Source organism: Leekyejoonella antrihumi (genome assembly GCF_007845645.1).
Taxonomy (GTDB): domain Bacteria; phylum Actinomycetota; class Actinomycetes; order Actinomycetales; family Dermatophilaceae; genus Leekyejoonella; species Leekyejoonella antrihumi.
In genome coordinates, this window is sequence record NZ_VCQV01000003.1 from 115,847 (window position 1) to 141,011 (window position 25,165).

The following is a 25,165-nucleotide window of genomic DNA, read 5'->3' on the forward strand; positions in this document are numbered from 1 at the left end:
GCCCGAAAGGCGCAGCTAGAGGTGCGCCCCTCGGGCGAAAGTGCACATTCGGGGGGCCGCAGTGAACTCGCCGATCCGCCGCCTGGGGGCCGTCGTCGCCCTGATGTTCTGCGCGCTGCTGGTCGCTGCGACCATCATCCAGTTCGTGCAGGCCAACTCGCTGGACAACCGGCCCGGCAACCGGCGGACCCTTCTCGCCTCCTACAGCAAGCAGCGCGGTTCGATCCTCGTCGGCGGCAACGCCGTCGCCATCTCCAAGCCGACCAGCGACGACCTGAAATGGCGTCGGACCTATCCGAACGGCAAGCTCTACGCCGACGTCACCGGTTACTACTCCTTCACCTACGGTGCCAGCGCCATCGAGCAAGCCGAAGGAGGGCTGCTGTCCGGCAGCTCCGACAGGCTGTTCTACCGCCGCCTGGTCGACGTGATCACCGGCAAACCCCCACAGGGCGCGAGCGTCGAGCTGACCCTGAATGCCAAGGTGCAACAGGCAGCCGCGGAGGCTCTCGGCAACCAGCGGGGCGCCGTCGTCGCCCTCGATCCGAAGACCGGCGCCATTCTCGCCATGGTGACCAGCCCGACCTACGACCCGAACCCGCTGGCCAGCCACAACCTGACGTCGGTCTCGAAGTCCTGGACCCAGCTGAACAACGCACCGAACAATCCGCTGATCAACCGGGCCATCAACGGCAACCTCTACCCGCCGGGGTCCACCTTCAAGCTGGTCACCAGCGCCGCCGCCCTGGCGAGCGGCAAGTACACCCCGAACACCACGGTGCCGGGGCCGGCGCGGCTCAAGCTGCCGCAGACCACCGTCTCGCTGCCGACCGATGACGGGCAGCCGTGCGGCCCGAACGACAAGACCACGCTGATCCACGCGCTCGCGGTCAGCTGCAACACGGCCTATGCCTCCGTCGGGATGAACCTCGGCGCAGCCGCAGTGCGCAACCAGGCGCAGAAGTTCGGCTGGGGCCAGGACCTGAAGATCCCCCTGGCCGTGACTCCGAGCGTGTTCCCGGCGAACCCCAACCTGCCGGAGCTGGCGCAGTCGGCCATCGGTCAGTTCGACGTGCGCGCCACGCCGCTGCAGATCGCCATGGTGAGCGCCGCCATCGCCAACAACGGAAAGCTCATGACGCCCTACCTGGTCCAGACCGTCCGCGACAAGAACCTCGACGTGATCCAAAGCACCGACCCCAAGCTGATGTCGACCGCGGTCCAACCGGGCGTCGCCCAGCAGCTGACGACAATGATGGAGGCCGTCGTCAACAGCGGGACCGGCAGCAACGCACGGGTGCCAGGTATGAAGGTGGCCGGCAAGACCGGCACCGCGCAGGTCGGCGGCAACCAGATCGCGGACGACTGGTTCACCGGGTTCGCGCCCGCCGACAACCCCCAGGTGGCCGTGGCCGTCGTGGTGGAGAACGGCGGAAACATGAAGCAGGGGTCGTCGGGCAACACCGTTGCGGCACCGATCGCCCGCAAGGTGATGCAGGCGGTGACCTCGAAATGAACATCCCGAACACGGTGGGCGCCGGCCGGTCACCCGCAGAGCGGAAGACCGGTCGATGAGCGCGCCTGGAGACCGGCTGAGTGGCCGCTACGTGCTCACCGATCGCATCGCGGCCGGTGGCATGGGTGAGGTGTGGAAGGCCACCGACGCCATCCTCGGCCGCACGGTGGCGATCAAGCTGCTCAAGGAGGGCCTGACCGACGAGATCGGATTCACCGATCGCTTCCGGGGCGAGGCCCGGCTGTCCGCCGCCCTCGCCCACGGCAACATCGCCCAGGTCTACGACTACGGCGAGGACGAGGGCATCGCCTACCTCGTCATGGAATACGTGCCTGGCATGCCCTTGTCGAAGATCATCGCCGAACGCGCCACGCTGTCTGCAGCGGACACCGTCGGGCTGGTCGCGCAGACGGCCACCGCGCTCACCGACGTCTACTCCCTGACCGTCGTCGCCTACGAGATGCTGACCGGGTCGCGGCCGTTCTACGCCGACGCGCCCGTGGCGCTGGCCCTCGCGCACGTGAACCAGCCTCCGCCGCCGCTGCCCCGGTTCGTGCCGCCACCGGTGCGGACCGTCGTGCACGCCGCGCTCGAGAAGGACCCGAGCATCCGCCCGGACTCCGCCGCAGAGTTCGCGCGGGCGCTGCGCCAGGCGGTCGCCGACAGCGAACGGATGGGATTCAGCCCGTATGCGCAGCCGCCTCGGCCGGCGCCGCGGTCGTGGTCATCGTGGCGATCGTCATCGGCATCCTGCTCACGAATGGCGGCGGCGACGGTCCGGATGGCGGCGGCGGGCATCCCACCGACACCGGTCCCTTCACCAAAACCATTTCACCTGTCAGTCTTGGCCAGCCGATGACCACGCCGAAGGAGCTCTGGTGACCGACACAGCACCCCGCATACTCGGCGGCCGGTATGAGATCGGTGAACTCATCGGTCGTGGCGGCATGGCCGAGGTGCACATCGGGCACGACACGCGCCTCGGGCGGACCGTCGCGATCAAGATGCTGCGCGCCGACCTGGCCCGCGACACGGTGTTCCTGACCCGTTTCCGGCGTGAGGCGCAGTCGGCGGCCGGCCTGACCCACCACGCGATCGTGGCGGTCTACGACTCCGGCGAGGACGTGTTCATCGAGACCGGCGGCGCCAAGATCGACGTGCCCTACATCGTGATGGAGTACATCGACGGCAAGACGCTGCGGGAGATCCTGGACGACGAGGGCAAGCTGTCCTCCGACGAGGCCGCCCGGATCACCATGGGTGTGCTGTCCGCCTTGGAGTACTCCCACGAGAAGGGAATCGTCCACCGCGACATCAAACCGGGCAACGTCATGCTGACGCGTGGCGGGAGCGTCAAGGTGATGGACTTCGGCATCGCGCGGGCGCTGGCCGACACCGGCGCCACGATGACGTCCGCCCAGGCCGTCGTCGGCACGGCACGCTATCTCTCGCCGGAGCAGGCGCAGGGCGAGACGGTCGACGCCCGCTCCGATCTCTACTCCGCGGGGTGCGTGCTGTTCGAGCTGCTCACCGGCCGCACCCCCTTTGTCGGTGAGGCGGTCAGCCTGGTCTACCAGCACATCACCGACCCGGCGAAGGCGCCGTCGGTGTTCGAGCAGTCCGTGTCCCGGGAGATGGACGCGGTCACCCTGCACGCGTTGGAGAAGCCCCGGGACACGCGCTACCAGACCGCGGGCGACTTCCGCACCGATATCCAGACGGTCCGCACCGGGCAACAGCCGAGCGAGCCCGCGGTCGCGTCCCTCATGGCCGCCGGTGCCGGAGGAGCCGACGCACTGACCCGCACCGCTCCAGCCGTTGCGGCCGAACCCGCGCGCCGGTCCGACTACACGGCCGAGATGTCCGGCGAAGACCACCCCCGACGCCGCACCGGGCTGTGGATCGTGGCCGGCATCTGTGCGCTGCTCGCCATCTTGGGGATCGGCTATCTGGTGATGAACGGCAACACCGGCGCCAAGACCGCGAAGGTCCAAGACGTGCGGACGTTCTCGCTCGCTCAGGCCACGCGGGTCCTGAAGTCCGACGGATTCACGGTGAAGACCAAGTCCGTGCAGAATGACGCCACCAAGGGCACCGTCATCAACCAGGACCCAACCGGGGGGACGGAGGCCAAGTTGGGCAGCGCGGTCCTGCTGAGCGTGTCCGGCGGGCCGGGCACCATCGCCATACCCGATGTCGCCGGAATGTCGCAGTCTCAGGCCATGTCGATACTGCAGTCGCAGGGGTTCACCCATGTGACGCCGTCCTCGAAGCAGGTCGACAACACGAAATTCCCCGCGAACCAGGTGGCCGGCACCACCCCCGCGATCGGCACGGCCGTCGACCCGTCGTCGACGGTGACTCTAGTCATCAGCAGCGGTCAGGTCACGGTGCCGACGAACCTAGTCGGTAAGGATCCCGCAACCGCACAGGCCGCACTGACGGCTAAGTACCTCGTCGGCAAGATCGCCTACAAGGAGACGTCCAACCCTGCCAAGGTCAACAAGGTGATCGATGTGCCGGAGGCCGGCAACAAGGTGGCGGTGAACTCCGATGTGACGATTGTCGTCGGGACACCCGCCCCGGTCATCGTGCCGCCCACGACCGTCACGGTGACTCCGCCGCCACCGTCATCGACCAGCAGCTCGTCGAGCCCGTCGTCGAGCTCCTCGTCGAGCCCGTCCTCGAGCACCTCGCCGTCCACCACCCCGAAGGCCACCAAGCCACCGAAGCCGTAGGGCTGATCAGGTCCGGTGCACGAGCGGGGCGAGGCCCACGGACCGCTCCACGGCATCGGCCATCCCGCAGCTCTGCAGCCAGTTGGCCAGCATCCGGTGCCCGCCCTGTGTGAGCACCGACTCGGGGTGGAACTGCACCCCCTCCAGGGGCAGGGAGGTATGCCGCACGGCCATGATCGTGCCGGAATCGGTCCTGGCGGTGACGGCCAGCTGGTCCGGCACGGTGTCGGAGTCGATCGCGAGCGAGTGATACCGGGTCGCAATGAACGGTGTCGGCAGCCCGGCGAGCACCCCGGTGCCGTCATGGATGACGCGGGAGGTCTTGCCATGCCGCAGCTCCGGCGCCGTGCCGACCCGGGCGCCGAAGACCACGCCGAGTGCCTGGTGTCCCAGGCACACGCCGAGCATCGGCTGACTGCGCTGCGCGCAGCCCTTGATCATCGCGATGGAGACCCCGGCCGCCTCGGGGGTGCCGGGCCCCGGCGAGACCAGCACCCCGTCATACGACTGCGCCTCCTGCGGCGTCACCGCGTCGTTGCGGACGACGGTGCACTGCGCGCCCAGTTGCTGCAGGTAGCCGACGATGGTGAAGACGAAGCTGTCGTAGTTGTCGACGACCAGGATGTCGGTCACGGGGTGCCCTTCGTGCTGGGGACCTTGGCATAGCGCAGGTCCAGGGATCCGGCATACGCCGGGAGGGTGGTCTTGTTGCTGGTCTGCACGTCGTAGCCGATCCCGACCAGTGCGACGTAGTCGCGGTAGTTGCTGACCGCCGGGTCGTCCTGCAGGGACTTCTTGAGCTCGTTGACGTTGCCCATGGCGGTGATCGTGAAGGGTGGCGAGTAGACGCGCCCCTGCAGCAGCAGGGTGTTGCCGACGCAGCGGACGGCCGAGGTGGAGATCACCCGTTGGTCCATCAGCATCATCGCGGTGGCACCACCGTGCCACAACGCGTTCACCACGCCTTGCACGTCCTGCTGGTGAACGAGCAGCCAGTTGAGGTTCGCCCCCTGGGGCAGAGTGTCGGGGGCGCGCTTCGAGTCGTTCAGGGTCACGGTCACCGTCGGTCCGGTGACCGGGGTCAGCCCCACTGGCGTGGTGAGAGCCGCGACCTGCGCCTCGGTCTTCGACAGCTGGGCAGAGCCGGGTGCCTTCGCGGCCGTCAGGCCATCGACCTGCTGCTGCAGGTTGCGCACCTGGCCAGCCTGGACCTCCACCTTGCGGTTCGCGTCGGTCACCACGGTCACCAGATCCTGCGTGCTCGGCCGCAGGTCACCACCCTGCGACGTTGCCGCGCTCACGCCGAAGAGCAGACCGGCGCTCAGTGCGATCGCCGGCACGACGAAGCGCCAGCGGCTGTGCCGTTGCGTCATGGTGGCGTTTCTTCCCAGGTGGAGCCGGTGATCTACGCTCTAGCGTAGCTGCCGGTACTTAAGGAGAAGTTGTGAGCGATTCCGACAAGGAGAACGCGGTGGGTTCCGCCAAGGAGACCTCGAAGGATTCTGCGACCTCGACGACCGACAAGGGCGGCGTCAAGAAGCCCGCCGACAAGAAGACGAAGTCCGGCACGTCCAGGGCCCCGGGCCGCGCCGACACCACGGCGACGAGCAGCGCGAGCCGGCGGCGCACGCCACAGAGGCAGAAGCCGCAGAAGATCAAGAGCGACGAGCTGAATCCGGTCTGGTGGGTGCCCACCATGGTCACCCTGATGGTCGTCGGCCTGATCTGGCTGGTCGTCTGCTACCTGACACAGACCGACTACCCCATTCCCGGGATCTCCAGTTGGAACCTCGTCGTCGGTTTCGCCGCCATCATGGTCGGCTTCCTGATGACCACCAGGTGGCGCTGACCGCACTCCGTACCGTGCGCCGGGTCCGATCCATTCGGGCCTGGCGCATTGCTGTATGCCGATGACCCGTCGACGCGTTGTGCACAGCGTTATCCACAAGTGGGGACAACTACAGCGATGTAACTTTTTCGCACCCCCGAAATCACGTGAGTTATCCACAACACTGTCCACAGCTGGGGAGAACTACATCCATGTAACTCCGGTTTATCCACAGACCCGGGCGCACCGGACGGCCGGTGGAAGGCGGTTCCTGCTCGAGCGCCGAGTGGGTGTTGGTCGGTCGCGCGCATTCGGGTGTCGCTGGCGTCGAAATGCGCACGTGTCGGCCGATTCGCACCGCATACGGGCATCGCCGGCGTCGATGTGCGCCAACCTTCAGATGAGTCGCGATCTCACGTGCAAGGGCGGACGGAACGCGCGGCATGTCGCGCGTTCCGTCTGCCGTTCGGTGTTCCAGGTCCGGATGAAGCCGGGCGGTTCAGAAGCCGACGGGCAAGGTCACCGTGGAGTAGCGCCAGGCCGCGAGCGCGACCAGGATCGGCACCACCAGGGCCAGGCCGACCCACTGCAGCTGCCGGTGCTCACGGCCGAGCACCGCGATGATGCCTCCGCAGACGGCACCGGTCACGGCACCGCCGACATGCACCTGCCAGGCAATGTTCGGCACGATGAAGCTCAGCGCCGCATTGATCGCGATGAGGACGACGAGGCCGCCGGTCCGCAGCCCGAGCTTGCGGCCGAGGATCAGCATCGCCAGGAAGAGGCCGAATACGGCACCGGAGGCACCGAGCGTGCCGGTGTACCAGCCGCTGTTGTAGTAGTCGGTCGGTGACGAGGGTGTCGTGGCGAGCAGGACGTAGCCGACCGAGCCGCCGAGCGCCGAGATCAGGTAGAGCGCCAGGAATCGCGCCCGGCCGAGCAGGGGCTCGAGATACTGCCCGCAGATCCACAGCGCATACATGTCGAAGCCGATGTGGAAGATCGTCCTCGGCGAGTGCACGAAGGCGGAGGTGAGCAACCGCCACGGCTGATGCTCACCCTGAACGGGCGCGAAGAGCATGTCACTGGTGATCGGGGGATAAACCCACTGCACCAGCCAGACCGCGACGCAGATCGCGATCAGGGTGAGTGTCACCACCGGCCGGCCGTGCGCGAGAGCACCACCGACGGCGGTGCGCGGCTGGCGGGCACCCTTGTTGGCCTGCTTCACGCAGTCCACGCACTGGATGCCCACCGCGGCCGGCCGCTGACACTCCGGACAGGTCGGCCGGTCGCACCGCTGACAGCGCACATACGACACCCGGTCCGGATGTCGCGGACACGTCGGCGGCGGCTGCGAGTCGCTCAATGCTGGACGCTGACCTTCTCGATGACCACGGCCTGCGCCGGCTTGTCATTCGCACCGGTCTTGACCGCCGCAATCTTGTCGACGACGTCGCGGCTGGGCTGGTCGGCGACCTCACCGAAGATGGTGTGCTTGCCGTGCAGCCAGGTGGTCGCACCAACGGTGATGAAGAACTGCGAGCCGTTGGTGCCCTTGCCGCCGCGCTTGCCGGCATTGGCCATGGCCAGCATGTAGGGCGCGCTGAAGTTGCGGTCGGGGGAGATCTCGTCGTCGAACTCGAAGCCCGGTCCGCCGATGCCGATGCCCTTGGGGCAACCACCTTGAATCATGAATCCCGGGATGATGCGGTGGAAGGTGAGTCCGTCGTAGAAGGCCGTCGGACTGGTGCGCCCGGCGTCGTCCTTGTACTCCTTGGTGCCCTCGGCAAGACCGACGAAATTGTCGACGGTCTTCGGGGCGTCGTTCGGGTACAGCGTCAGGTTGATATCGCCATGGTTCGTGTGCAGTGTCGCAATCATGGGAGAAAGTCTCGCATGTTCACCGCCTCCTACCTTGGCGAGGACCGGCACGACAAGGCAGGATGAGCAAGGACCGGCAAAGGAGGACTATCCGTGCTGAAGAAAAAGTCGCGCACTGACGCGGTGAAGGACAAGGTGAGCGACGTGCTGTCGACCACCTCCGACTCCCTCGAGGCGGCCAGGGAAAGGGCCCGCCCCGCCCTCGAGGACGCCGTGCACACTGCGGCCGACAAGGCGGGTGACGCTGCCGCAGCCGCGGCGCCTCACCTGACGAAGGTGAAGGACGCGGCGCAGCCACACCTGGACCATCTCAAGGAGGCGGCGCAGCCACAGCTCGACAAGGTCAAGGAGGCGGCGGGACCACAGGTGGACAAACTGAAGGATGCCGCCGAGCCGCACGTGGATCAACTCAGGGAGGCCGCGCAGCCGCACGTGAAGCGGGCGAGGAAGGCCGCGCGGCCGCACCTCGACGAACTCCGGGAGCAGGCCGCCGCCGCGCGGGACACCGCCGCGGATGCGGGCCAGTCGCAGTTCTCCCGGTTCAATGACGCCGCTCAAGCAGCCGTCGGCACCGCGGCAGCGGCCGGCGCCTCCGCCTACGCGGCAATGCCGAGGCAGGCCCAGCAGGTTGTCGAGCAGGTGGTCCCGGCGGTCAAGAAGCGCAAGAAGAAGGGCGGGCTGCTCATCGCCGCGGGCCTGGTGCTCGGCGGGGTGGCCGCCTACCTGATCTATGCCGACAAGAAGGCGAAGGCTGCCAAGACGAACCGGCCGACGACGGCTCCCGCGCAGCCCGCAGGCAGTGGTGGCGACCTGGTCGGCGACGCGGAGAAGAAGGCGGACGACGCCCTGTCCGGCGACGCGGACGGTCGCGGCAAGCACGCGGCCAAGGGCTAGCACCGCTCGACGACGACCAACCGGCCGCAGGTCTCCGCAAGGGGGTCTGCGGCCGGTTTGTCGTGCGGCGGTGGTCGATCACTGTGCGCCGTGCCCATCCGGCAGCACCGGCATCTGTATGCCGGGGTCGCGCCCGACGAGCACGCCCCGCGTGAGTGCCGAGGTGCCGAACCGGCCCCGCACCTGGTCGACGGCGCGGTCGAGCGACCCCTGGTCGCGTACGGCGGCCGGCGGCGGATCCCAGCCTCCCGCCCCGACCTCGAACGGCAGCGCCAACTGCACGACGCCATGGTTGTCCAACCCGTGCAGACTGACACCCAGCAGCGTGATGCCATCGGCGACGATCCGCTCATGCGCCGATGCCAGCAGCAACCTGGCAACCGCGAGCAGCACGGGGGTGGAGTCGGCCGGGCCGTCGAGCGTCTGCGAGCGCGTCGCCCGGGTATAGTCGCCGAACCGCACCCGCAGCGTGACGCCGCGGGCGCTGCGGCCGGCCTCCCGCAACCTGCCGCACACCCGATCGAGCAACCCGACCAGCACGGCATCGAGCTGCGCCTGGCTGTGCGGACCGCGACCGATCGCCCGCTGTGCACCGATCGACCTGCGTCGTCGGCCGCTGTCGACGCCGCGCGGATCGCGCGCCTGGGACAACGCATACAGATGGCGCGCCGCGCCGGTGCCCACCTGGGCGGCGAGCCACTCCTGCGGGTGCCGAGCCAGATCACCGACGGTGGCGATGCCGTGGGTGTGCAGCGTTGCCGCGGTGACCGGGCCCACACCCCAGAGGCGCTCGACGGGCAGCGGATGGAGAAATGCCAGCTCACCGCCTACGGGCACACTGAGAAGGCCGTCAGGCTTGGCCGCGGCGCTGGCCACCTTCGCCAGAAACTTGGGCCCGGCGATCCCCACCGAGATCGGCAGACCCACCTCGGCGCGGACCCTCCCGCGCAGCCCGGTCCCGATGGCGGTGGGCGCGCCCGCCAGGCGACGCAGGCCGCCGACGTCCAGGAACGCCTCATCGATCGAGATGCCCTCGACCCGCGGCGTGATGTCCCGAAAGATCGCGAAGACCGCTCCGCTCGCCTGGGCGTAGGCCCCCATCCGCGGCGGCACGACCACGGCGTCGGGGCACAGCCGGCGGGCTGCCCGGGCGCCCATCGGCGCTCGCACGCCGGCGGCGCGCGCCTCATAGCTGGCGGCGACCACGACGCCTCCACCGACGAGCACCGGCCGCCCGCGCAGGCTCGGGTCGTCCCGCTGCTCGACCGAGGCGAAGAAGGAGTCGAGGTCGGCATGCAGGAACCGCCCCTCCTCGCCACCGTCGATGAACATAGAACAAATGTTCGCATATTGTGGGCGCCGGCGCCACCTCGAGGACCGGGTCGACGTGCGGTGGGCGCTGCCGCTGTTCGGGGGCCACGGCAGCCGCGATGTGGCTACGCTCTCAGGTGTGAACATCATCTTTGTCGAGCCCAACTTCCCCCGCAACCAGCGGGAGTATGTGCGGGCGCTCTCCCAGGTCGGCGCGACCGTCTTCGCGATCGGGCAGACGCCGTGGGACTGGCTCGATGACGAGCTGAAGTCGTGGATCACTCACTACTACGAGGTCGGCTCGGTCACCGACGTCGAGCAGTTGGAGACTGCGGTCGAGCACTTCCAGGGGATGGCGTGGATCGACGGGATGGAGTCGACCATCGAGTCACACATGATGCCGGTGGCGCTTGCTCGCGAGGCCACCTCGATCCCGGGAACCTCGGTGCACACCACCTGGTTGTGCCGTGACAAGCCGACGATGAAGCAGGTGCTGCGCGAGGCGGGCGTGCCGACCGCGGCGTCCAGGGCCGCGCACAATGCCGACGACGTGCGCGACTTCGTCGACGAGCACGGCTACCCGATCATCCTCAAGCCGCGTGACGGTGCCGGTGCGGCGGGCACCGTGCGAGTGACGTCATATGCACAGCTGCAGCGGGCGCTGCAGACCTTCGAGGGGGTGGAGTCGATCGCTGTGGAGGAATTCGTGGAGGGGCATGAAGGCTTCTACGACACGGTGTCGGTCGGCGGCCGGATCGCGCTGGACTTCTCCTGCCACTACTACCCCAACGTGCTCGAGGGCATGCGGCACCGCTGGATCAGCCCGCAGTACATCTCGACCAACCAGGTGGACACCGTGCCGTTCTACGGCGAGCTGCGTGAGCTCGGCGAACGCGTCAACGACGTCCTCGGCATCGAGACCTCCGCCACCCACATGGAGTACTTCATCGGCCCGAAAGGACTGAGGTTCAGCGAGATCGGTGCACGCCCACCGGGCGTCGGCTGCTGGGACCTCTATTGCGTCGGCAACGACATCGACCTCTATCGCGGGTGGGCGGACGCGATCGTGCACGGTCAGGTGTGGCATCGGCCGAGCAGGCAGTATGCCGCGGGCATCATTGCGCTGCGACCGGACCGGGACGGCTTGATCACCCACATCGACGGGCTGGAGCAGGTCAACGAGCAGTACGGCCAGTGGCTGATCGACGCGCACCTTCCGGTCGGTGAAGGGACCCAGCCGATCGAGGCCGGATACATGGCGAACGCCTGGATGCGTTTCAAGCACCCGGACTTCGACGCACTGCGCGAGATGCTCGACACCGTCGGCGACCTCATCCAGGTGCATGCTTCATGAACCACCGGGCATGAGTGAGGTCGATGAGGGGGCGGTCCCACGGATCACCCTGCTGGGTCCGCAGCGACGACCCAGCCTGGACAAGGTCGTGCAGGCCATGGGACTGGCCGGCCCCTTTGCGACGATCACCGCCGGGTGGCAGGAGCGCGAGTTCGACGACGCCGAGCTGCACACGCACCTGCGGGGCGACTCACACAACCTGTCGCTCTGGCACCGCCTGCAGGACGTCCTTGCTCAGGACGCGGATCTGGCTGTGGCGCACCGCATCCGGCGGGACTGGATCGCCCAGCTACAGGAGCTGTATCTCATCGGTGTCGACCACACGATGCGCGCAGTGCGGCAGATCCGGGAGCAGACGGAGAACCATCCGCAGGTCCTGGCGATGGCGGTCGCGGACGCCGAGGAGGTGCTGCGAGACCTGGACCGGCGGCACCTGGCGCGAGTCCACGCGGTGCACGCCGAATTCTATGAACGCCTGGTGCCGCACGAGCGTCCGGTGGTCGCGCACCATCGTGGTGAGGTGGCCGAGGTGCTGTCGCGCTGCAACGCGGTGGTGCTGGCCGGTGGGCATGTTGCCGAGCTGCTGGACGCCCTGCACCTGTTCAACATCGCCCCGGCCGGCCTGGACCGGCTGCCCATCATCGCCTGGTCCGCGGGCGCGATGGCGCTGACCGAGCGCGTGGTTCTCTTCAATGACAACGCCTCCCGCGAGCCGACCTGGTCCGAGGTCTACGACGGAGGGATGGGCGTCCTGCGGGACATGGTCCTGCTGCCGTCGGCGCACTACCGGCTGCGGATGCAGGACCATGGGCGGATGTCGACGTTTGCGCATCGTTTTGCGCCGGCGCGATGCGTGCTGCTGGACCCCGGAGCAAAGGTGCAGGTGGGGTATGACGGGCGGCTCCCGGCATACACCCCGGTGATCGGATCTGATGGCCGCACAACGACATTGGGGGAGGCCCGCGATGCGTAGGCTCGCGATCAACCGGCTGCGGCAGCGGCAACCGGTGGACGAAGCGACGATCGACCGCTTCCTGGAGCGGCACGAGATGCCGATCATCGAAGGCTCGAAGTGCACGTTCTGCTTCCGGGGTGCGGCCGACGAGGTGTGGGTGTGTCACCGGATCGTGGGGCAGCCGCAGCGGGTGCCGATGCGGCGGCTGGGGGAGACCTCCCTGTGGTTCACCGTGCTCGAGCTGCCCGACGGCTCGCGGGTGGAGTATCAGATCGAGGTGCGCCGCGGAGACCACTACGAGCAGGGCAATGACCCGCTGAACCCGCACGTGGCCAACAGCCCGGTCGGGTCGTCGTCCGTCTGTGCCGGCGCCGGCTATCAGGTGCCGGACTGGCTGACACCGGACCCTGACGCCCGGCCCGGCGAAATCCTCGACCTGCCAGTGCCTTCCAAGGCACTGCGGCGCGAGGCGCCGTGCCGCGTCTATCTGCCGGCCCGCTTCAGTGACCTGCACTCCTACCCGCTGCTGATCGTGCACGACGGGGACGACTACCTGAACTATGCGGCCATGAAGACCGTGCTGGACAACCTCATCGACCGGCTGGACATGGCCGAGACGATCGTGGTGTTCACGAACCCGGGCGACCGCAATGTGGAGTATGCGAACAGCAGCCGCCACGCGCGGTTCATCGCCGCCGAGCTCTTGCCGCTGTTGGAGGAGCGCTTTCCGTTGCTCGGTAAGCCGTCCGGTCGATGTCTGATGGGCGCGAGCTTCGGCGGGGTCGCGAGTCTCAGCACGGCATACCGCTATCCGGATCTTTTTGGGTCGCTGTTGCTGCAGTCGGGATCGTTCGTCTTCACCGACATCGGTCAGGATCACGGTGGCGGTGAGGTCTTCGACCCGGTGGTGCGCTTCATGAACCGGTATCGGTCCAATCCGCGCAAGGTGGCCGAGCGCGCGTTCATCTCGTGCGGGGTCTATGAGCCACTGATTGTGCAGAACCGATCGATGGTGCCGGTGTTCGACGGGACCGGTATGCAGATCCGGTATGTCGAGGCGCGTGACGGGCACTCCTGGGAGGACTGGCGCGACCGACTCGGTGAGGGCCTGTCCTGGATCTACCCCGGTCCGCAGAAGTACTACTACGAATAGGCAAACCCGCCCCACCAACAGGACTCGCCAAACGCGCAGCCCGGAACTGCACGGAATTCGGGACCCGACACGGGCCGAGTCCTGTTGGCCGGACGGCTGGGCCCATCACACCGCCGCGACCGTCGCTGCGTTGAAGAAGTCTGCGGGCATCGCGTGTTGCAACTTCCAGGTGATCGCAATCGGCCGACTGCCCGCGTGGGACACGTAGTGAGCAGGCCCCAGGAAGAGGTAGGGCGAAGTGCCGAAATCGTTCCGCTGCTGCTCGCGCACGAACAACAGCACGGTGCTCGCCCCGCTCAGATATCGGCGACCAACGGGCGACTCAACCGAGGTGGTCGACTGTGACTCCCAATGGAAGAGAGTGGGACTGATGGGATAGTCCCGATACCTCGTGGTCGGCGAGAAGTCCGCTTCGGACTTCTTCAACGTGATGAAGAATGCATCGATGTTCTGCTCGGGGGAGTACACAACACCCTGCATCATGCTCGTCGGCGTCCGCTCGAGGTTCGCATAGTCGATGGCCGGAAGCACCTCCTCCCGCTGATACCGAGCGTGCACTCGTAGTGGTAACCCGGCCAGGTCGTCGGTTAGTCGAACTGGCACGTGGCGAGCAGCGTCCAGAGACAGATCGATGACCGTCCTGATCTCCTCCCGACTGGCATACTCGCCCTGCAAAGCCACCAGGCCATCGTCATACGACGTGAACTTGTTCCCTGTTGGCCACAGCGAGAAGAAGAGCATCCGAGCAAGACGCTGCTCAACGGGCGACATTTCGGCGTATGGGGTTACCCGATCCCGCAACAGTCGTCCATAACCATCCACGCGCAATGGATCGTCAACGTGCACGAAGGCTCTGACCCGCTTCAGTAGGTCGTCCTCGAGATCGGAGCCGACCGGTGTCGACAGCCCGGCGTCCCGTCGAAGCCTCGTCCAAGATCGCCGGTCCCCACGCGCAAGATCATTCAGTTCGACGCCGGCCTCAGCCAAAAATGTACCGAGGTCCACGTCATCGCCGTATGACCGCAGCTCAGTTACGAGCTGCCTCCACTGATTCATGGTCTGCGAGCGGATGTTCGCAAGAACGAGTTCCTGCGACTGCTTGTCCATGACAATCTGGCAACCGGACGGCAGGAACGGGAATCCGTGCTCGATCGCACGTTCAAGGCCCTTGCGAGTATGCCCGGTAAGTGCGCGAAACCTCCGATCGAAGCGGAACTCCTTGCGATGATGCCCGACGAAGTCCAGCACCGTCAGCACCGGTTTGCTTGCCGTACGGCGCAGTCCGCGGCCCAGTTGCTGCAGAAAGATCGTCGCGCTCTCGGTCGGGCGTAGGAAGAGGATGGTGTCCACCTCCGGTAGGTCGAGGCCCTCGTTGAATAGATCGGCAGCGAACAACACATTCACCCGACGATCCTTGAGGGCTCGCACCGCGTCTGCACGCTGTGTTTGCGGAGTGTTGCCGGATACGGCGAGTGCCGAAATACCGGCCTGGTTGAAGCTCTCGGCCATGAACTCCGCATGCGAGACGCTGACACAGAATCCGAGCGCACGCATCGCTCCCAGATCCAGAACCTTGTCCTTGAGCTGTTCCAGGACGACGGCGGTCCGCGCGCGGTTCCCGGTGTAGACGTTCTCGAGCTGCCGATCGTCATACCGGCCGCGCCGCCAGGCCACGTCGCGAAGATCGGTGCCGTCGGCCACCGCGAAATAGTGGAACGGACACAGCAGGTCGGCACCCAAGGCATCCCACAGTCTCAGCTCCACTGCAGTCCGGCCGTCGAAGTAGCCGCGGATATCCGTGCCGTCGGAGCGCTCGGGTGTCGCTGTCAGTCCGAGAAGTTCGCGGGGTGCCAGTCGGTCGACCAGCTGCCGGTAAGTGTGCGCCTGAGCGTGGTGGAACTCGTCGATGACGACGATGTCGAACGCATCGGACGGAATGTTCGACGCTCCGTATGAAGTCAACGATTGGATGCTCGCGAAGACGTGCCTCCACCTCTCGGGTCGACGTCCACCGACATACAGCTCACCGAAGTTCGCGTCGGCCAGCACCTCCCTGTAGGTGCGCAGGGATTGTTCGAGGATCTCCCTGCGATGGGCGACAAAGAGCAGCGACGGTCGCTCGTTCGTCTGCGGATTGCACAGGCGCCGGTAGTCCAAGGCGGCTACCACCGTCTTGCCTGTTCCGGTTGCGGCTACCACCAAGTTGCGGTGGCGGTCGCGCATCACTCGCTCCGCCGAGAGCGCATCCAGCATCTCGTGCTGGTACGCGTATGGGCGGACCTCCAACCCGGCCAAAGACATCGTCACTCGATCATGCGTTGTCTGCCCGGAGGCCTCTGCGAGTGCGTCGTCCAACCGATCGCGATCCGCGTCCGGGTCATAGTCTTCGAAAGACGAGTCATTCCAGTAGGTATCGAACGTCGCGCGGAACTTCTCCAGCAGTGCCGGTGTGCCGACCCGCGAGAGCCGAACATTCCACTCCACTCCATCGAGCAGCGCCGCGCGCGACAGGTTCGACGAGCCGACATACGCCGTGTCGAACTCTGTTCTGCGTCGAAACATCCATGCCTTCGCATGAAGTCGCGTCCGTCTGGCGTCGTACTGAATCTTGATCTCGGCGCCGAATTCGCGGGCCAGCCGATCCAGGGCGATGCGTTCCGTAGCACCCATATAGGTAGTAGTGATGAGCCGGAAGGGGACCTGTCGCTCGAGCCTTCTCCTCAATTCCCGTTCCAGAATGCGCAAGCCGTGCCACTTCACGAATGCGCACAGCAGATCAACCTCGTCGCAGGTCTCCAGCTCGGACCGAAGCTCGGCACCGAGACTGGGCTCACCCTTGGTGTTCGTCAGCAGAGCGGCTTCCGACAGTGGCGTGCTCGGTCGAACGGCACCCATCGGAGTGCGACCCGGCTGCGACTTCCCGACGAGCCGGAGCAGGCGTCTGGGCGGCTCCTCCACTTCCGAGCGGCTATCCGCCAGCAGGTCCACAATCCGGTTGACGAGCTGCACGCGCTCCGCGGAGCTTCTTGTCCGAGCGAGGGCCGACTCAGCAACCTGCTGCACGTGATCGGCGAGGACGTGAGCCTGGTCGGCCGGGTCCACACCGTCCATTGACGGATGCAGGTCCGCAATGCCGGCGAGTTGCGCACTCAGCTCTGCGGTGACCAATGATTCGTATAGACCAGGCTCCACCTGCGCAGCTTCCCAGAACTCGGCCCACCGACGGGGCACTTCGAAGAAATCTCCTCGTTGGACGCTCGCGGTGGAGTACGCGGATGAGGAGTTGCAGGACCGCTCATGGCCGACACGAGTAGAGATCGGGCGAGCAGTGGCCAAGTCGACCTCATTCGCAGCGGAGGGCGGTTACCTTGGCAAGCAACGACATACGCAGGCGTATGCGCGGCGACCCACCGTCCGGGTCCGTTGGCAGGAGATGAGGGCACGTTGCTGCCGACAAACGCCACCAACGATCCACTGACACAGTTCAGCGCGCAGCGCAAAGTGTTCAGCCATCCCGCCTACGGCCTGCGTAACGATCGTTGATCACGTTCCGCACCAGAGCTTCCCGTCGCGCTCCTACCTGCCGAAGAGTGCAGCACGGCGTATGTCCAGCTGCTGCGAGGCGTCATGCACGGCGTCCGCTCGATGACTCGTCTGCCACTGGTCGGTGCACCACTGTGGCGGCAGACCGCCCAGGTCGTCGACCGTGCTGCGGTCCGGCACTGCGACCAGACCCGGTCGGTTCAGACGTTGCCGATCGGTCCGTGCGGTTTGCTGAGCGACATTGTCACCGTCTTCGAGACCCTGTGGTCCTTCGCCACACCGCTTCCGGACCGGACCCACCCCTCGCCGCCCTACGGTTCCTATTGCGCCAGCAAGGCGGCAAGCACCTGACGGACCTGAAGTCCAACAAGGCCGCGCACGCCTACTTGACCTATGACAACTCGCTGGCCCTGTTCGGCATTCCGCCGATCCCCGAGACGGTTGTGCTCACCTGGCAGTCCCTCGTGCAGCAGTCGCTGACCCTCGACAGGGCTACGACAATCTGTCGGGCATGGGCGCGATCGACACCGAGAAGCAGCTCATTGCACCGGTCAACCAGAAGTGAGCGCCACCCGCCGACGATGGAGCGGGCCGTGGCAGCATCTCGCTGTGCCGGCCGTCATCGCCAAGGAAGTCGGATGCGCTCACGTTCGGCGTCAACGCGGTCTCCGACGGACGCAACGTTGTTTTGGACGCGGGCCGCCACCGGCCTCGCCGACCAGCTGCGCGAGCGCGGCTACCAACCCATCCCGATCGACCTGTCCGAGCTGGTCAGGGCCGGCGGCAGCCTCAAGTGCTGGACCATGGAGGTCCACGCATGAACACCACCCACGTCACCGAACCCCGTGCCGACAACGCGGCGGTTGCCGAGCACCTTGCGCAAGCCGACCGATCCATCGCGCACAACTACGAGCCGCTGCCCGTCGTCACCGCATCCGGCGACGGCGCCTGGGTCACCGACGTGACCGGCCGCCGCCTGCTGGATTGCCTCGCGGCCTACAGTGCCGTCACTTCGGCCACAGCAACCAGCAGATCCTCGACGCCGCTCGAGACCAGCTGGACCGCGTCACCTTGGTCAGCCGGGCATTTCGCAGCGACCAGCTCGGCCCGTTCTGCGGCGAGCTCGCCGCGCTGATCAGCAAGGACATGATCTTGCCGATGAACACCGGCGCCGAAGCCGTCGAGAGCGGCATCAAGCTGGCGCAAGTGGGGCTACCAGGTCAAGGGCGTCCCGGCCGGCCAGGCCAGGATCGTCGTCGCGGCCGGCAACCTCCATGGCCGCACCACCACGATCGTGAGCTTCTCCGACGACGAGCGGGCCCGGGCCGACTTCGGTCCCTACACGCCCGTTTTGTCACCGTCCCGTACGGCGACGCGGACGCGCTCGCGAACGCCGTCGACGAACGCACGGTCGCCGTGCTCATCGAGCCGATCCAGGGTGAGGCCGGCGTGGTGGTCCCATCCGCGGACTATCTGCCCGCCATGCGCAGGATCTGCGACGAGCAGAACGTGCTCTTCATCGCCGACGAGATCCAGTCCGGACTCGGCCGCACCGGTGCGACCCTGGCGGGTGAGCACGCGGGTGTGGTTCCCGACGTCTACCTGCTGGGCAAGGCGCTCGGCGGCGGCGTGGTGCCGGTCTCGGCGGTGGCCGCGGACTGCGCGGTGATGGAGGTGCTGCGGCGAGCACGGCTCGACCTTCGGCGGCAACCCGCTGGCCGCCGCCGTCGGCCGTGCGGTGGTGCGCATGCTGGGCCACCGGTGAGCCGCAGGTCCGCGCCGCACGGTTGGGCGCTCGGCTGCACGAGGACCTGGCGACGCTGGTCGGCCACGGGGTCACCCAGGGTGCGCCGTGCTCACCGAAGCCGACGCCAGGTACTTCGCCGAGAGGCATACCAACCCACTGAACGGCATACCTACTAGGTGGACCTCTCGACGAGAGGTATGCCTCTCGACGAGAGGTGGTCGGTGGGCCCACCGACCACATGAACGAGCCCAGACCCGCGGGGGGTCTGGGCTCGTTTCTCTGGGTGGAGACGACCGGACTCGAACCGGCAACCCCCTGCTTGCAAAGCAGGTGCGCTACCAATTGCGCCACGTCCCCAGAGACCTGCCGCAGCAGGAGCTCCGAGCAATCTCGAAGCGGGTTTCAGTGACTGCGAGGCTGGTCGGATGCCTGCGCCCACAGATCCTTACTGGCCTGGTCCGACTTCAGCTTCTGCTGCACGAACACGGCAACGCCGGCTGCAGCAACGATGAGCAGGGCCTTCTTCACGTCAGGACTCCTTGAATCGCGAGTAGCAGGCGGTGTGGTGGGCCTAGGAGGACTTGAACCTCCGACCTCTTCCTTATCAGGGAAGCGCTCTAACCGACTGAGCTATAGGCCCGTGCACCATCCGGCGCCCGACCTGTGATCCACATTTCGGGCGCCGGATGAGGTTACCTCATGGCACGGGAGCGGGCCAAAACGGCCCCACCGACCGGCTAGTCGTCGGACAGTGTGAGCCGGATGCCACCGACCAGCGAGGAACAGATGTTGTAGAGGAACGCACCCAGAGTGGCGAGCGCGGTCATCAGGATGATGTCGATGAAACCGATGACCACGGACAGTGAGATCACTCGGCCGAAGCCGATGTAGTCCATCAGATTGAAGGACGATCCCTTACGGTCCAGCGTGCGCAGGACACCATTGAGGTTGTCGAAGACGCCCATGCCCGCGAGCACGATCCAGAGCACCGCGACCACAACCACCATGGCGAGCGCGATGGCCACCGACAACAGGAACGCGTTCAACATGACCGACCACGGGTCCACCCGGGACAGCGTCAGACGCACTCGGCGCGGCGTGGCGCGCGGCGGGCGCGTCGCTGCCCGAGCGCTCCCCTTCGTGGGCGCAGCAGGGCGGGGCGCCGTAGGCCGTGCGCCCCGTTGGGCGGGCCCACCCCCTGATGCACCACGAGGCAACTTGGCTACCGGTGCGTCCTTGGTCCTGGACGCACCCTCGCCCGGCGTGTCAGAGCGGCTCACTGGTCATCTCCAGGATCGGTGGCTTCATCGGTCTCGACCGCTTGGTCATCTGCAGGATCAGTATCACCGACACTGTTGGCAGAATCCTGAATGGCAGCCGCTGGGTCTGACGCTACGCCATCAATGATCTCTTCCTCGACTTCACGCTCCGTGTTCCGCGCAACAGCCACGATCGAGTCGCCCTTGTCCGGTGTCGCGAACTGCACGCCCTGCGTCGACCGCCCGGTCCTGCGCACCTCGTCCACGCGAGATCGCACGATCTTTCCCTTCTCCATGACGACCATGACCTCATCGTCCTCCGCGACGGTGAGGGCGCCCACCAGGTCGCCGCCACGTTCGGAGATCGACGCAACCTTCACTCCCAGAGTCGCGCGGCCCTTGGTCGGGTAGTCCGACGCGGCCGTCCGCTTGGCCAGGCCGTTCTCGAAGACCACGAAGACGTCGGGGTCGGTGTCTTCCTCGATGACATTGATGGCGAGCAACTCGTCGCCGTCGCGGAACTTCATACCCGTCACGCCGGAGGTCGCTCGGCCCATCGGACGCAAGGTGTCGTCGGTCGCGTTGAACCGCACCGACTGCCCCTTGCGGGACACCAGCAACACATCATCGGACCCGCTGGCCAGGCCGGCGCCGATCAGCTCGTCGCCATCCCTTAGATTGACGGCAATCAGGCCGCCGGATCGCGGCGAGTCGTACTCCGACAGGCGGGTCTTCTTGACCAGACCGCGACGCGTGGCCAGCAGCAGGTAGGGCGAGGTCTGGTAGTCGTGCAGCGACATGACCTGGGCGATCTCCTCGCCCGGTTGGAAGGCCAGCAGGTTCGCCACGTGCTGACCCTTGGACTCTCGGCTGCTTTCGGGCAGCTCGTACCCCTTGATCCGGTAGACCCGGCCAAGGTTGGTGAAGAAGAGCAGCCAGTCGTGCGTGCTGGTGGTGAAGAAGTGCGACACGACGTCGTCGCCCCGCAGCGTCGCGCCACGCACCCCCTTGCCGCCGCGGTGCTGCGACCGGTATTCGGTGGTCATCGTGCGCTTGGCGTAGCCGCCGCGGGTGACCGTGACGACCACCTGCCGTTCGGTGATCAGGTCCTCCATCGACATGTCGCCGTCGAAGGGCACGATCTGGGTGCGCCGGTCGTCGCCGAACTTGGCGACGATCTCGGCCAGCTCATCCTTGATGATCTGCCGTTGCCGCTCCGGCTTGTCCAGAATGTCCTTGTAGTCGTCGATCTTGCGCTGCAGGTCATCGTGCTCGTCGATGATCTTCTGTCGCTCGAGCGCGGCCAGCTTGCGCAGTTGCATGTCCAGGATCGCCGTGGCCTGGATGTCGTCGATGTCGAGGAGCTCCTTGAGCCCCTCTCGCGCCTCCTGAGCCGACGGGGAGCGCCGGATCAGTGCGATGACCTCGTCGATCGCATCCAGTGCCTTGAGCAGGCCGCGCAGGATGTGGATCTGCTCCTCTGCCTGCTGGAGGCGGAACCTCGTGCGCCGGACGATGACGTCCACCTGGTGGTTGACCCAGTGCCGGATGAAGGCAGAGATCGGCAGCGTGCGGGGCACCCCGTCGACCAGCGCCAGCATGTTGGCGCCGAACGACTGCTGCAGCTGGGTGTGCTTGTACAGGTTGTTCAGCACGACCTTGGCGACAGCATCCCGCTTCAGCACGATCACCAGGCGCTGGCCGGTGCGGCCCGAGCTCTCGTCCCGCAGGTCGGCGATGCCCCCGACCTTGCCCTCCTTGACCTGGGTGGCGATCTTCTCGGCCAGCGCGTCACGGTTGACCTGGTAGGGCAGCTCGCTCACCACGAGGCACTGCCTGCCGTGGATCTCTTCGACCTCGACCACCGCACGCATCACGATCGAGCCGCGCCCGGTGCGGTAGGCCTCCTCGATGCCCTTACGGCCCATGATCAGCGCGCCGGTTGGGAAGTCCGGGCCCTGGATGGTGTGGACGACCTGCTCGAAGAGCTCCTCGCGGGTTGCCTCCGGGTGCTCCAGCAGCCACTGGGCGGCGGCCGCCACCTCACGCAGATTGTGCGGCGGGATCTGGGTAGCCATGCCGACCGCGATACCGGCCGACCCGTTGACCAGCAGGTTCGGGAACCGCGCCGGCAGCACGCTGGGCTGCATGGTCTTGCCGTCGTAGTTCGGTTCGAAGTCGACCGTGTCCTCATGGATGTCGCGCACCAACTCCAGGGCCAGTGGCGCCATCCGGCACTCGGTGTAACGCGGCGCGGCGGCCCCGTCGTTGCCGGGGGAGCCGAAGTTGCCCTGCCCGTCGACCAGCGGGTAACGCATCGACCACGGCTGCACGAGGCGGACCATCGCGTCGTAGATCGCGCTGTCACCATGCGGGTGATACTGACCCATGACGTCGCCCACGACGCGCGAGCACTTGTTGTAGCCGCGGTCGGGACGGTAGCCACCGTCATACATGGCATAGACGATGCGCCGATGCACCGGCTTGAGCCCGTCGCGCACGTCGGGCAGCGCTCGGCTGACGATCACGCTCATGGCGTACTCGATGTAGCTGCGCTGCATCTCGGCGTTCAGGTCGACGGGATCCACGTTGCTTCGTGTCACCACGCCGTCACCATCGACGGGCGGATTGTCGTCAGTCATCGAATTCCCTTGCTGTTGCTAGATATTCGCAGATCATCGGTATGCCGTACCAAAGGTTTCACGTGAATCAGGCAACCCCTTCGAGTTGTCCAATCTCGCTCGAGAGGCGCAGTCCTAGCTGCGCGGTTCGAGCGAAAGTGCACAATCGGGCGGTGGTGGCCATCAGATGTCAAGGAATCGAACGTCCCTCGCATTGCGCTGGATGAAGTTCCGGCGGGACTCGACGTCTTCACCCATCAGGATGGCGAAGATCTCGTCCGCCGCGGCCGCGTCGTCGAGCGTCACCTGCAGCAGCGTGCGAGTGTCGGGGTTCATCGTGGTGTCCCACAGTTCGTGGTCGTTCATCTCACCCAGACCCTTGTAGCGCTGGGTCGGGTTGCCCTTCGGCAGCCGCCACCCCTTCGACTGACCGGCCTGGATCAGCCCGTCACGCTCGCGGTCGGAGAAGGCGAACTCGTGTTCGTGATTGCTCCACTTGATGCGGTAGAGCGGAGGCTGCGCCAGATAGACGAAGCCAGCCTCGATCAGTGGCCGCATGAACCGGAAGAGCAACGTCAGCAGCAGCGTGCGGATGTGCATACCGTCGACGTCGGCATCCGCCATGATCACGATCTTGTGATAGCGCGCCTTCGTCAGGTCGAAGTCCTCGCCGATCCCCGTGCCGAACGCCGAGATCAGCGACTGCACCTCGTTGTTGGCGAGGATCTTGTCGATCCGGGCCTTTTCGACATTGAGGATCTTGCCGCGGATCGGCAGGATCGCCTGGTTGTCCGGGTTCCGTCCCTGGGTGGCCGATCCACCGGCCGAGTCACCCTCGACGATAAAGACCTCGGACACCGAGGGGTCCTTGCTCTGACAGTCCTTGAGCTTGCCGGGAAGTCCGCCGGACTCGAGTAGACCCTTACGGCGAGTGGCCTCGCGTGCCTTGCGCGCCGCCATCCGTGCGGCCGAGGCCTGCACGGCCTTGCGGACGATCGCCTTGCCCTCGTTCGGGTGTGCCTGCAGCCAGTGCTCGAACTCCTCGCGCACCGCTCCCTGGACAAACCCCTTGACCTCGGAGTTGCCAAGCTTGGTCTTGGTCTGGCCCTCGAACTGCGGCTCACCCAGCTTGACCGAGATCACTGCGGTCAGCCCTTCCCGGATGTCGTCACCGGTGAGGTTGTCGTCCTTGTCCTTCAGCAGCTTCTGTGCTCGCGCGAAGGTATTGACCAGCGAGGTCATCGCGGCGCGGAAACCCTCCTCGTGCGTGCCGCCCTCATGCGTGTTGATCGTGTTCGCGTAGGTGTGGACGGACTCGGAGAACGCCGTCGTCCACTGCATCGCGACCTCGACGGACATCAGGCGGGCCTTGTCCTCGGTCTCGAACGCGATGACCTCGTCGTGCACCGGTTCGTTGCGTTTGGAGGAGTTGAGGTATTTCACATAGTCCAGCAGTCCGTCGTCATAGCGATAGGTGACGGTGTGCGGTTTGGTCTCGTCGCGGGCGAGCTTCCCTTCGGCCTCGGCCTCCTCCATCTCTGCTTCATCGACGACTTGTAGGCGTTCGTCGGTCAGCCGGATGGTCAGTCCCTTGTTCAGGAATGCCATCTGCTGGAACCGGCCGCGCAGCGTTTCGAAGTCGTAGGTCGTCGTCTCGAAGATGTCACCGCTGGCCCAAAACGTGACCGTGGTGCCGGTGACCGAGGGGTCGTCCAACGGGCCGTCGTCCGCCAACGGCGCAAGGGGCACACCACTGCTGAACGCCATCGAGAAGACGTGGCCCTTCTGTCGCACCTCGACCTCGAGCCGGGTGGACAACGCGTTGACGACCGAGGAGCCGACACCGTGCAGTCCACCGGACACCTTGTATCCGCCGCCACCGAACTTGCCGCCCGCATGCAACTGGGTCAGCACCAACTCGACCGCCGAGACCTCCTGGCCGGGGCCGATATCCGTGGGGATGCCGCGCCCATTGTCGGCGACGCGGACGCCGCCGTCCGCCAGCAGAGTCACATCGACGTGGTCGGCATACCCGGCGAGTGCCTCATCCACGGAGTTGTCGACGATCTCGCTCACCAGGTGATGCAGTCCGCGCTCACCGGTGGAACCGATGTACATGCCCGGACGCTTGCGAACAGCCTCCAGTCCCTCGAGGACCTGAATGGCTCCGGCGTCGTAGACGACCTCGTCGGAAGGACCCTTGGACTTCTCGGGGGTGTCGGGCACAGTGCTCCTTCATATCGACGCAGCAAGAAGGGCCCGGACACGGCAAGAGCCGTCAGGCGTGCCATCACACCCGGACCGTGTGTCTATTCTACCTGCTCGACCACCTCAACCGGCCATCCCCGGTCCTCAAAGGTGG

The 25,165-nt window shown here is 66.4% G+C and carries 20 protein-coding genes, 2 tRNA genes and 1 pseudogene; 11 read left to right on the plus strand and 12 right to left on the minus strand.

All coding sequences use genetic code 11. The features are described from left to right. The first annotated feature begins 61 nt into the window (after nucleotides 1-61). The 3 genes from FGL98_RS03150 to pknB are packed head-to-tail and all read left to right on the plus strand — an operon-like array spanning nucleotide 62 to nucleotide 4,254. Nucleotides 62-1,516, plus strand: a complete 1,455-nt coding sequence (locus tag FGL98_RS03150; RefSeq protein WP_146315210.1) for a peptidoglycan D,D-transpeptidase FtsI family protein — start codon at nucleotides 62-64, stop codon at nucleotides 1,514-1,516. A 55-nt stretch (nucleotides 1,517-1,571) separates the two neighbouring features. Continuing rightward, on the plus strand, nucleotides 1,572-2,375 hold the full coding sequence (locus FGL98_RS26160) for a serine/threonine-protein kinase (RefSeq protein WP_146315211.1): 804 nt from the start codon (nucleotides 1,572-1,574) through the stop codon (nucleotides 2,373-2,375). Between the two features lie 19 nt (nucleotides 2,376-2,394). Further along, nucleotides 2,395-4,254, plus strand: a complete 1,860-nt coding sequence (gene pknB, locus FGL98_RS03160; RefSeq protein ID WP_246136345.1) for a Stk1 family PASTA domain-containing Ser/Thr kinase — start codon at nucleotides 2,395-2,397, stop codon at nucleotides 4,252-4,254. A gap of 6 nt (nucleotides 4,255-4,260) precedes the next feature. Here pknB and FGL98_RS03165 read toward each other — a convergent pair whose 3' ends face one another. Beyond that, on the minus strand, nucleotides 4,261-4,887 hold the full coding sequence (locus FGL98_RS03165; RefSeq protein WP_146315212.1) for an aminodeoxychorismate/anthranilate synthase component II: 627 nt from the start codon (nucleotides 4,885-4,887) through the stop codon (nucleotides 4,261-4,263). After that, nucleotides 4,884-5,627, minus strand: coding sequence for a DUF881 domain-containing protein (locus FGL98_RS03170; RefSeq protein ID WP_146315213.1), 744 nt, complete (start codon nucleotides 5,625-5,627; stop codon nucleotides 4,884-4,886). Before FGL98_RS03170 ends, FGL98_RS03165 begins: the two co-directional genes overlap by 4 nt. Before the next feature lie 71 nt (nucleotides 5,628-5,698). Here FGL98_RS03170 and FGL98_RS03175 point away from each other — a divergent pair, with 71 nt between their 5' ends. Continuing rightward, nucleotides 5,699-6,103 (plus strand): cell division protein CrgA, encoded by a 405-nt coding sequence (locus FGL98_RS03175; protein WP_246136346.1) that lies wholly within the window; start codon nucleotides 5,699-5,701, stop codon nucleotides 6,101-6,103. A 478-nt stretch (nucleotides 6,104-6,581) separates the two neighbouring features. On the opposite strand, the gene FGL98_RS03180 is transcribed toward FGL98_RS03175, so the two are convergent. Together FGL98_RS03180 and FGL98_RS03185 are read right to left on the minus strand one after the other, a co-directional pair. Then, nucleotides 6,582-7,451, minus strand: a complete 870-nt coding sequence (locus FGL98_RS03180) for a rhomboid family intramembrane serine protease (protein ID WP_146315214.1) — start codon at nucleotides 7,449-7,451, stop codon at nucleotides 6,582-6,584. After that, nucleotides 7,448-7,966: a peptidylprolyl isomerase gene (locus FGL98_RS03185; protein ID WP_146315215.1), complete on the minus strand. Its 519-nt coding sequence runs from the start codon at nucleotides 7,964-7,966 to the stop codon at nucleotides 7,448-7,450. The genes FGL98_RS03180 and FGL98_RS03185 overlap by 4 nt, the downstream gene beginning before the upstream one ends. Nucleotides 7,967-8,059: 93 nt before the next feature. Here FGL98_RS03185 and FGL98_RS03190 point away from each other — a divergent pair, with 93 nt between their 5' ends. Then, nucleotides 8,060-8,860, plus strand: a complete 801-nt coding sequence (locus tag FGL98_RS03190) for a hypothetical protein (protein ID WP_146315216.1) — start codon at nucleotides 8,060-8,062, stop codon at nucleotides 8,858-8,860. 78 nt (nucleotides 8,861-8,938) lie between these two features. On the opposite strand, the gene dinB is transcribed toward FGL98_RS03190, so the two are convergent. After that, nucleotides 8,939-10,192 (minus strand): DNA polymerase IV, encoded by a 1,254-nt coding sequence (gene dinB, locus FGL98_RS03195; RefSeq protein WP_146315217.1) that lies wholly within the window; start codon nucleotides 10,190-10,192, stop codon nucleotides 8,939-8,941. Between the two features lie 118 nt (nucleotides 10,193-10,310). On the opposite strand from dinB, the gene FGL98_RS03200 reads away from it, so the two are divergent. Genes FGL98_RS03200 through FGL98_RS03210 form a run of 3 tightly spaced genes read left to right on the plus strand, consistent with a single transcriptional unit; the run spans nucleotide 10,311 to nucleotide 13,633 of the window. Then, nucleotides 10,311-11,525 (plus strand): ATP-grasp domain-containing protein, encoded by a 1,215-nt coding sequence (locus FGL98_RS03200; protein ID WP_146315218.1) that lies wholly within the window; start codon nucleotides 10,311-10,313, stop codon nucleotides 11,523-11,525. 10 nt (nucleotides 11,526-11,535) lie between these two features. After that, complete coding sequence (locus FGL98_RS03205; protein WP_146315219.1) at nucleotides 11,536-12,498, plus strand: type 1 glutamine amidotransferase family protein; 963 nt, start codon at nucleotides 11,536-11,538, stop codon at nucleotides 12,496-12,498. Then, nucleotides 12,491-13,633, plus strand: coding sequence for an alpha/beta hydrolase (locus FGL98_RS03210; protein WP_146315220.1), 1,143 nt, complete (start codon nucleotides 12,491-12,493; stop codon nucleotides 13,631-13,633). The genes FGL98_RS03205 and FGL98_RS03210 overlap by 8 nt, the downstream gene beginning before the upstream one ends. Before the next feature lie 105 nt (nucleotides 13,634-13,738). Here FGL98_RS03210 and FGL98_RS03215 read toward each other — a convergent pair whose 3' ends face one another. Continuing rightward, nucleotides 13,739-16,825 carry a DEAD/DEAH box helicase gene (locus FGL98_RS03215; protein ID WP_246136347.1) on the minus strand — a complete coding sequence of 1,029 codons (3,087 nt, stop codon included), beginning with the start codon at nucleotides 16,823-16,825 and terminating at the stop codon, nucleotides 13,739-13,741. A gap of 453 nt (nucleotides 16,826-17,278) precedes the next feature. On the opposite strand from FGL98_RS03215, the gene FGL98_RS03220 reads away from it, so the two are divergent. The 3 genes and pseudogenes from FGL98_RS03220 to FGL98_RS03230 all read left to right on the plus strand — a co-directional run. Then, nucleotides 17,279-17,527, plus strand: coding sequence for a hypothetical protein (locus FGL98_RS03220; protein ID WP_146315221.1), 249 nt, complete (start codon nucleotides 17,279-17,281; stop codon nucleotides 17,525-17,527). Then, nucleotides 17,500-17,997 (plus strand): hypothetical protein, encoded by a 498-nt coding sequence (locus FGL98_RS03225; protein WP_146315222.1) that lies wholly within the window; start codon nucleotides 17,500-17,502, stop codon nucleotides 17,995-17,997. The genes FGL98_RS03220 and FGL98_RS03225 overlap by 28 nt, the downstream gene beginning before the upstream one ends. Then, nucleotides 17,994-19,017, plus strand: a pseudogene (locus tag FGL98_RS03230) (aminotransferase class III-fold pyridoxal phosphate-dependent enzyme); the annotation flags it as partial. The gene FGL98_RS03225 and the pseudogene FGL98_RS03230, both read left to right, overlap by 4 nt. Nucleotides 19,018-19,207: 190 nt before the next feature. On the opposite strand, the gene FGL98_RS03235 reads toward FGL98_RS03230, so the two are convergent. The 6 genes from FGL98_RS03235 to gyrB form a co-directional block, all read right to left on the minus strand. Continuing rightward, a tRNA-Ala gene (locus tag FGL98_RS03235) sits at nucleotides 19,208-19,280 on the minus strand. A 45-nt stretch (nucleotides 19,281-19,325) separates the two neighbouring features. Beyond that, nucleotides 19,326-19,451 carry a DLW-39 family protein gene (locus FGL98_RS25745; RefSeq protein WP_222431994.1) on the minus strand — a complete coding sequence of 42 codons (126 nt, stop codon included), beginning with the start codon at nucleotides 19,449-19,451 and terminating at the stop codon, nucleotides 19,326-19,328. A gap of 35 nt (nucleotides 19,452-19,486) precedes the next feature. Further along, nucleotides 19,487-19,563: transfer RNA gene (locus FGL98_RS03240), tRNA-Ile, on the minus strand. A 97-nt stretch (nucleotides 19,564-19,660) separates the two neighbouring features. Next, nucleotides 19,661-20,011, minus strand: coding sequence for a DUF3566 domain-containing protein (locus FGL98_RS03245; protein ID WP_246136348.1), 351 nt, complete (start codon nucleotides 20,009-20,011; stop codon nucleotides 19,661-19,663). Between the two features lie 188 nt (nucleotides 20,012-20,199). After that, nucleotides 20,200-22,824, minus strand: a complete 2,625-nt coding sequence (gyrA, locus tag FGL98_RS03250; protein ID WP_146315223.1) for a DNA gyrase subunit A — start codon at nucleotides 22,822-22,824, stop codon at nucleotides 20,200-20,202. 162 nt (nucleotides 22,825-22,986) lie between these two features. Then, nucleotides 22,987-25,029: a DNA topoisomerase (ATP-hydrolyzing) subunit B gene (gyrB, locus tag FGL98_RS03255; protein WP_146315224.1), complete on the minus strand. Its 2,043-nt coding sequence runs from the start codon at nucleotides 25,027-25,029 to the stop codon at nucleotides 22,987-22,989. Nucleotides 25,030-25,165 lie beyond the last annotated feature (136 nt).

Coding starts and splice junctions, on each gene's coding strand:
- FGL98_RS26160 (WP_146315211.1), top strand. CDS start 1,572: ATGAGCGCGCCTGGAGACCGGCTGAGTGGCCGCTACGTGCTCACCGAT.
- FGL98_RS03170 (WP_146315213.1), bottom strand. CDS start 5,627: ATGACGCAACGGCACAGCCGCTGGCGCTTCGTCGTGCCGGCGATCGCA.
- FGL98_RS03185 (WP_146315215.1), bottom strand. CDS start 7,966: ATGATTGCGACACTGCACACGAACCATGGCGATATCAACCTGACGCTG.
- dinB (WP_146315217.1), bottom strand. CDS start 10,192: ATGTTCATCGACGGTGGCGAGGAGGGGCGGTTCCTGCATGCCGACCTC.
- FGL98_RS03205 (WP_146315219.1), top strand. CDS start 11,536: ATGAGTGAGGTCGATGAGGGGGCGGTCCCACGGATCACCCTGCTGGGT.
- FGL98_RS03210 (WP_146315220.1), top strand. CDS start 12,491: ATGCGTAGGCTCGCGATCAACCGGCTGCGGCAGCGGCAACCGGTGGAC.
- FGL98_RS03220 (WP_146315221.1), top strand. CDS start 17,279: ATGACTCGTCTGCCACTGGTCGGTGCACCACTGTGGCGGCAGACCGCC.
- gyrA (WP_146315223.1), bottom strand. CDS start 22,824: ATGACTGACGACAATCCGCCCGTCGATGGTGACGGCGTGGTGACACGA.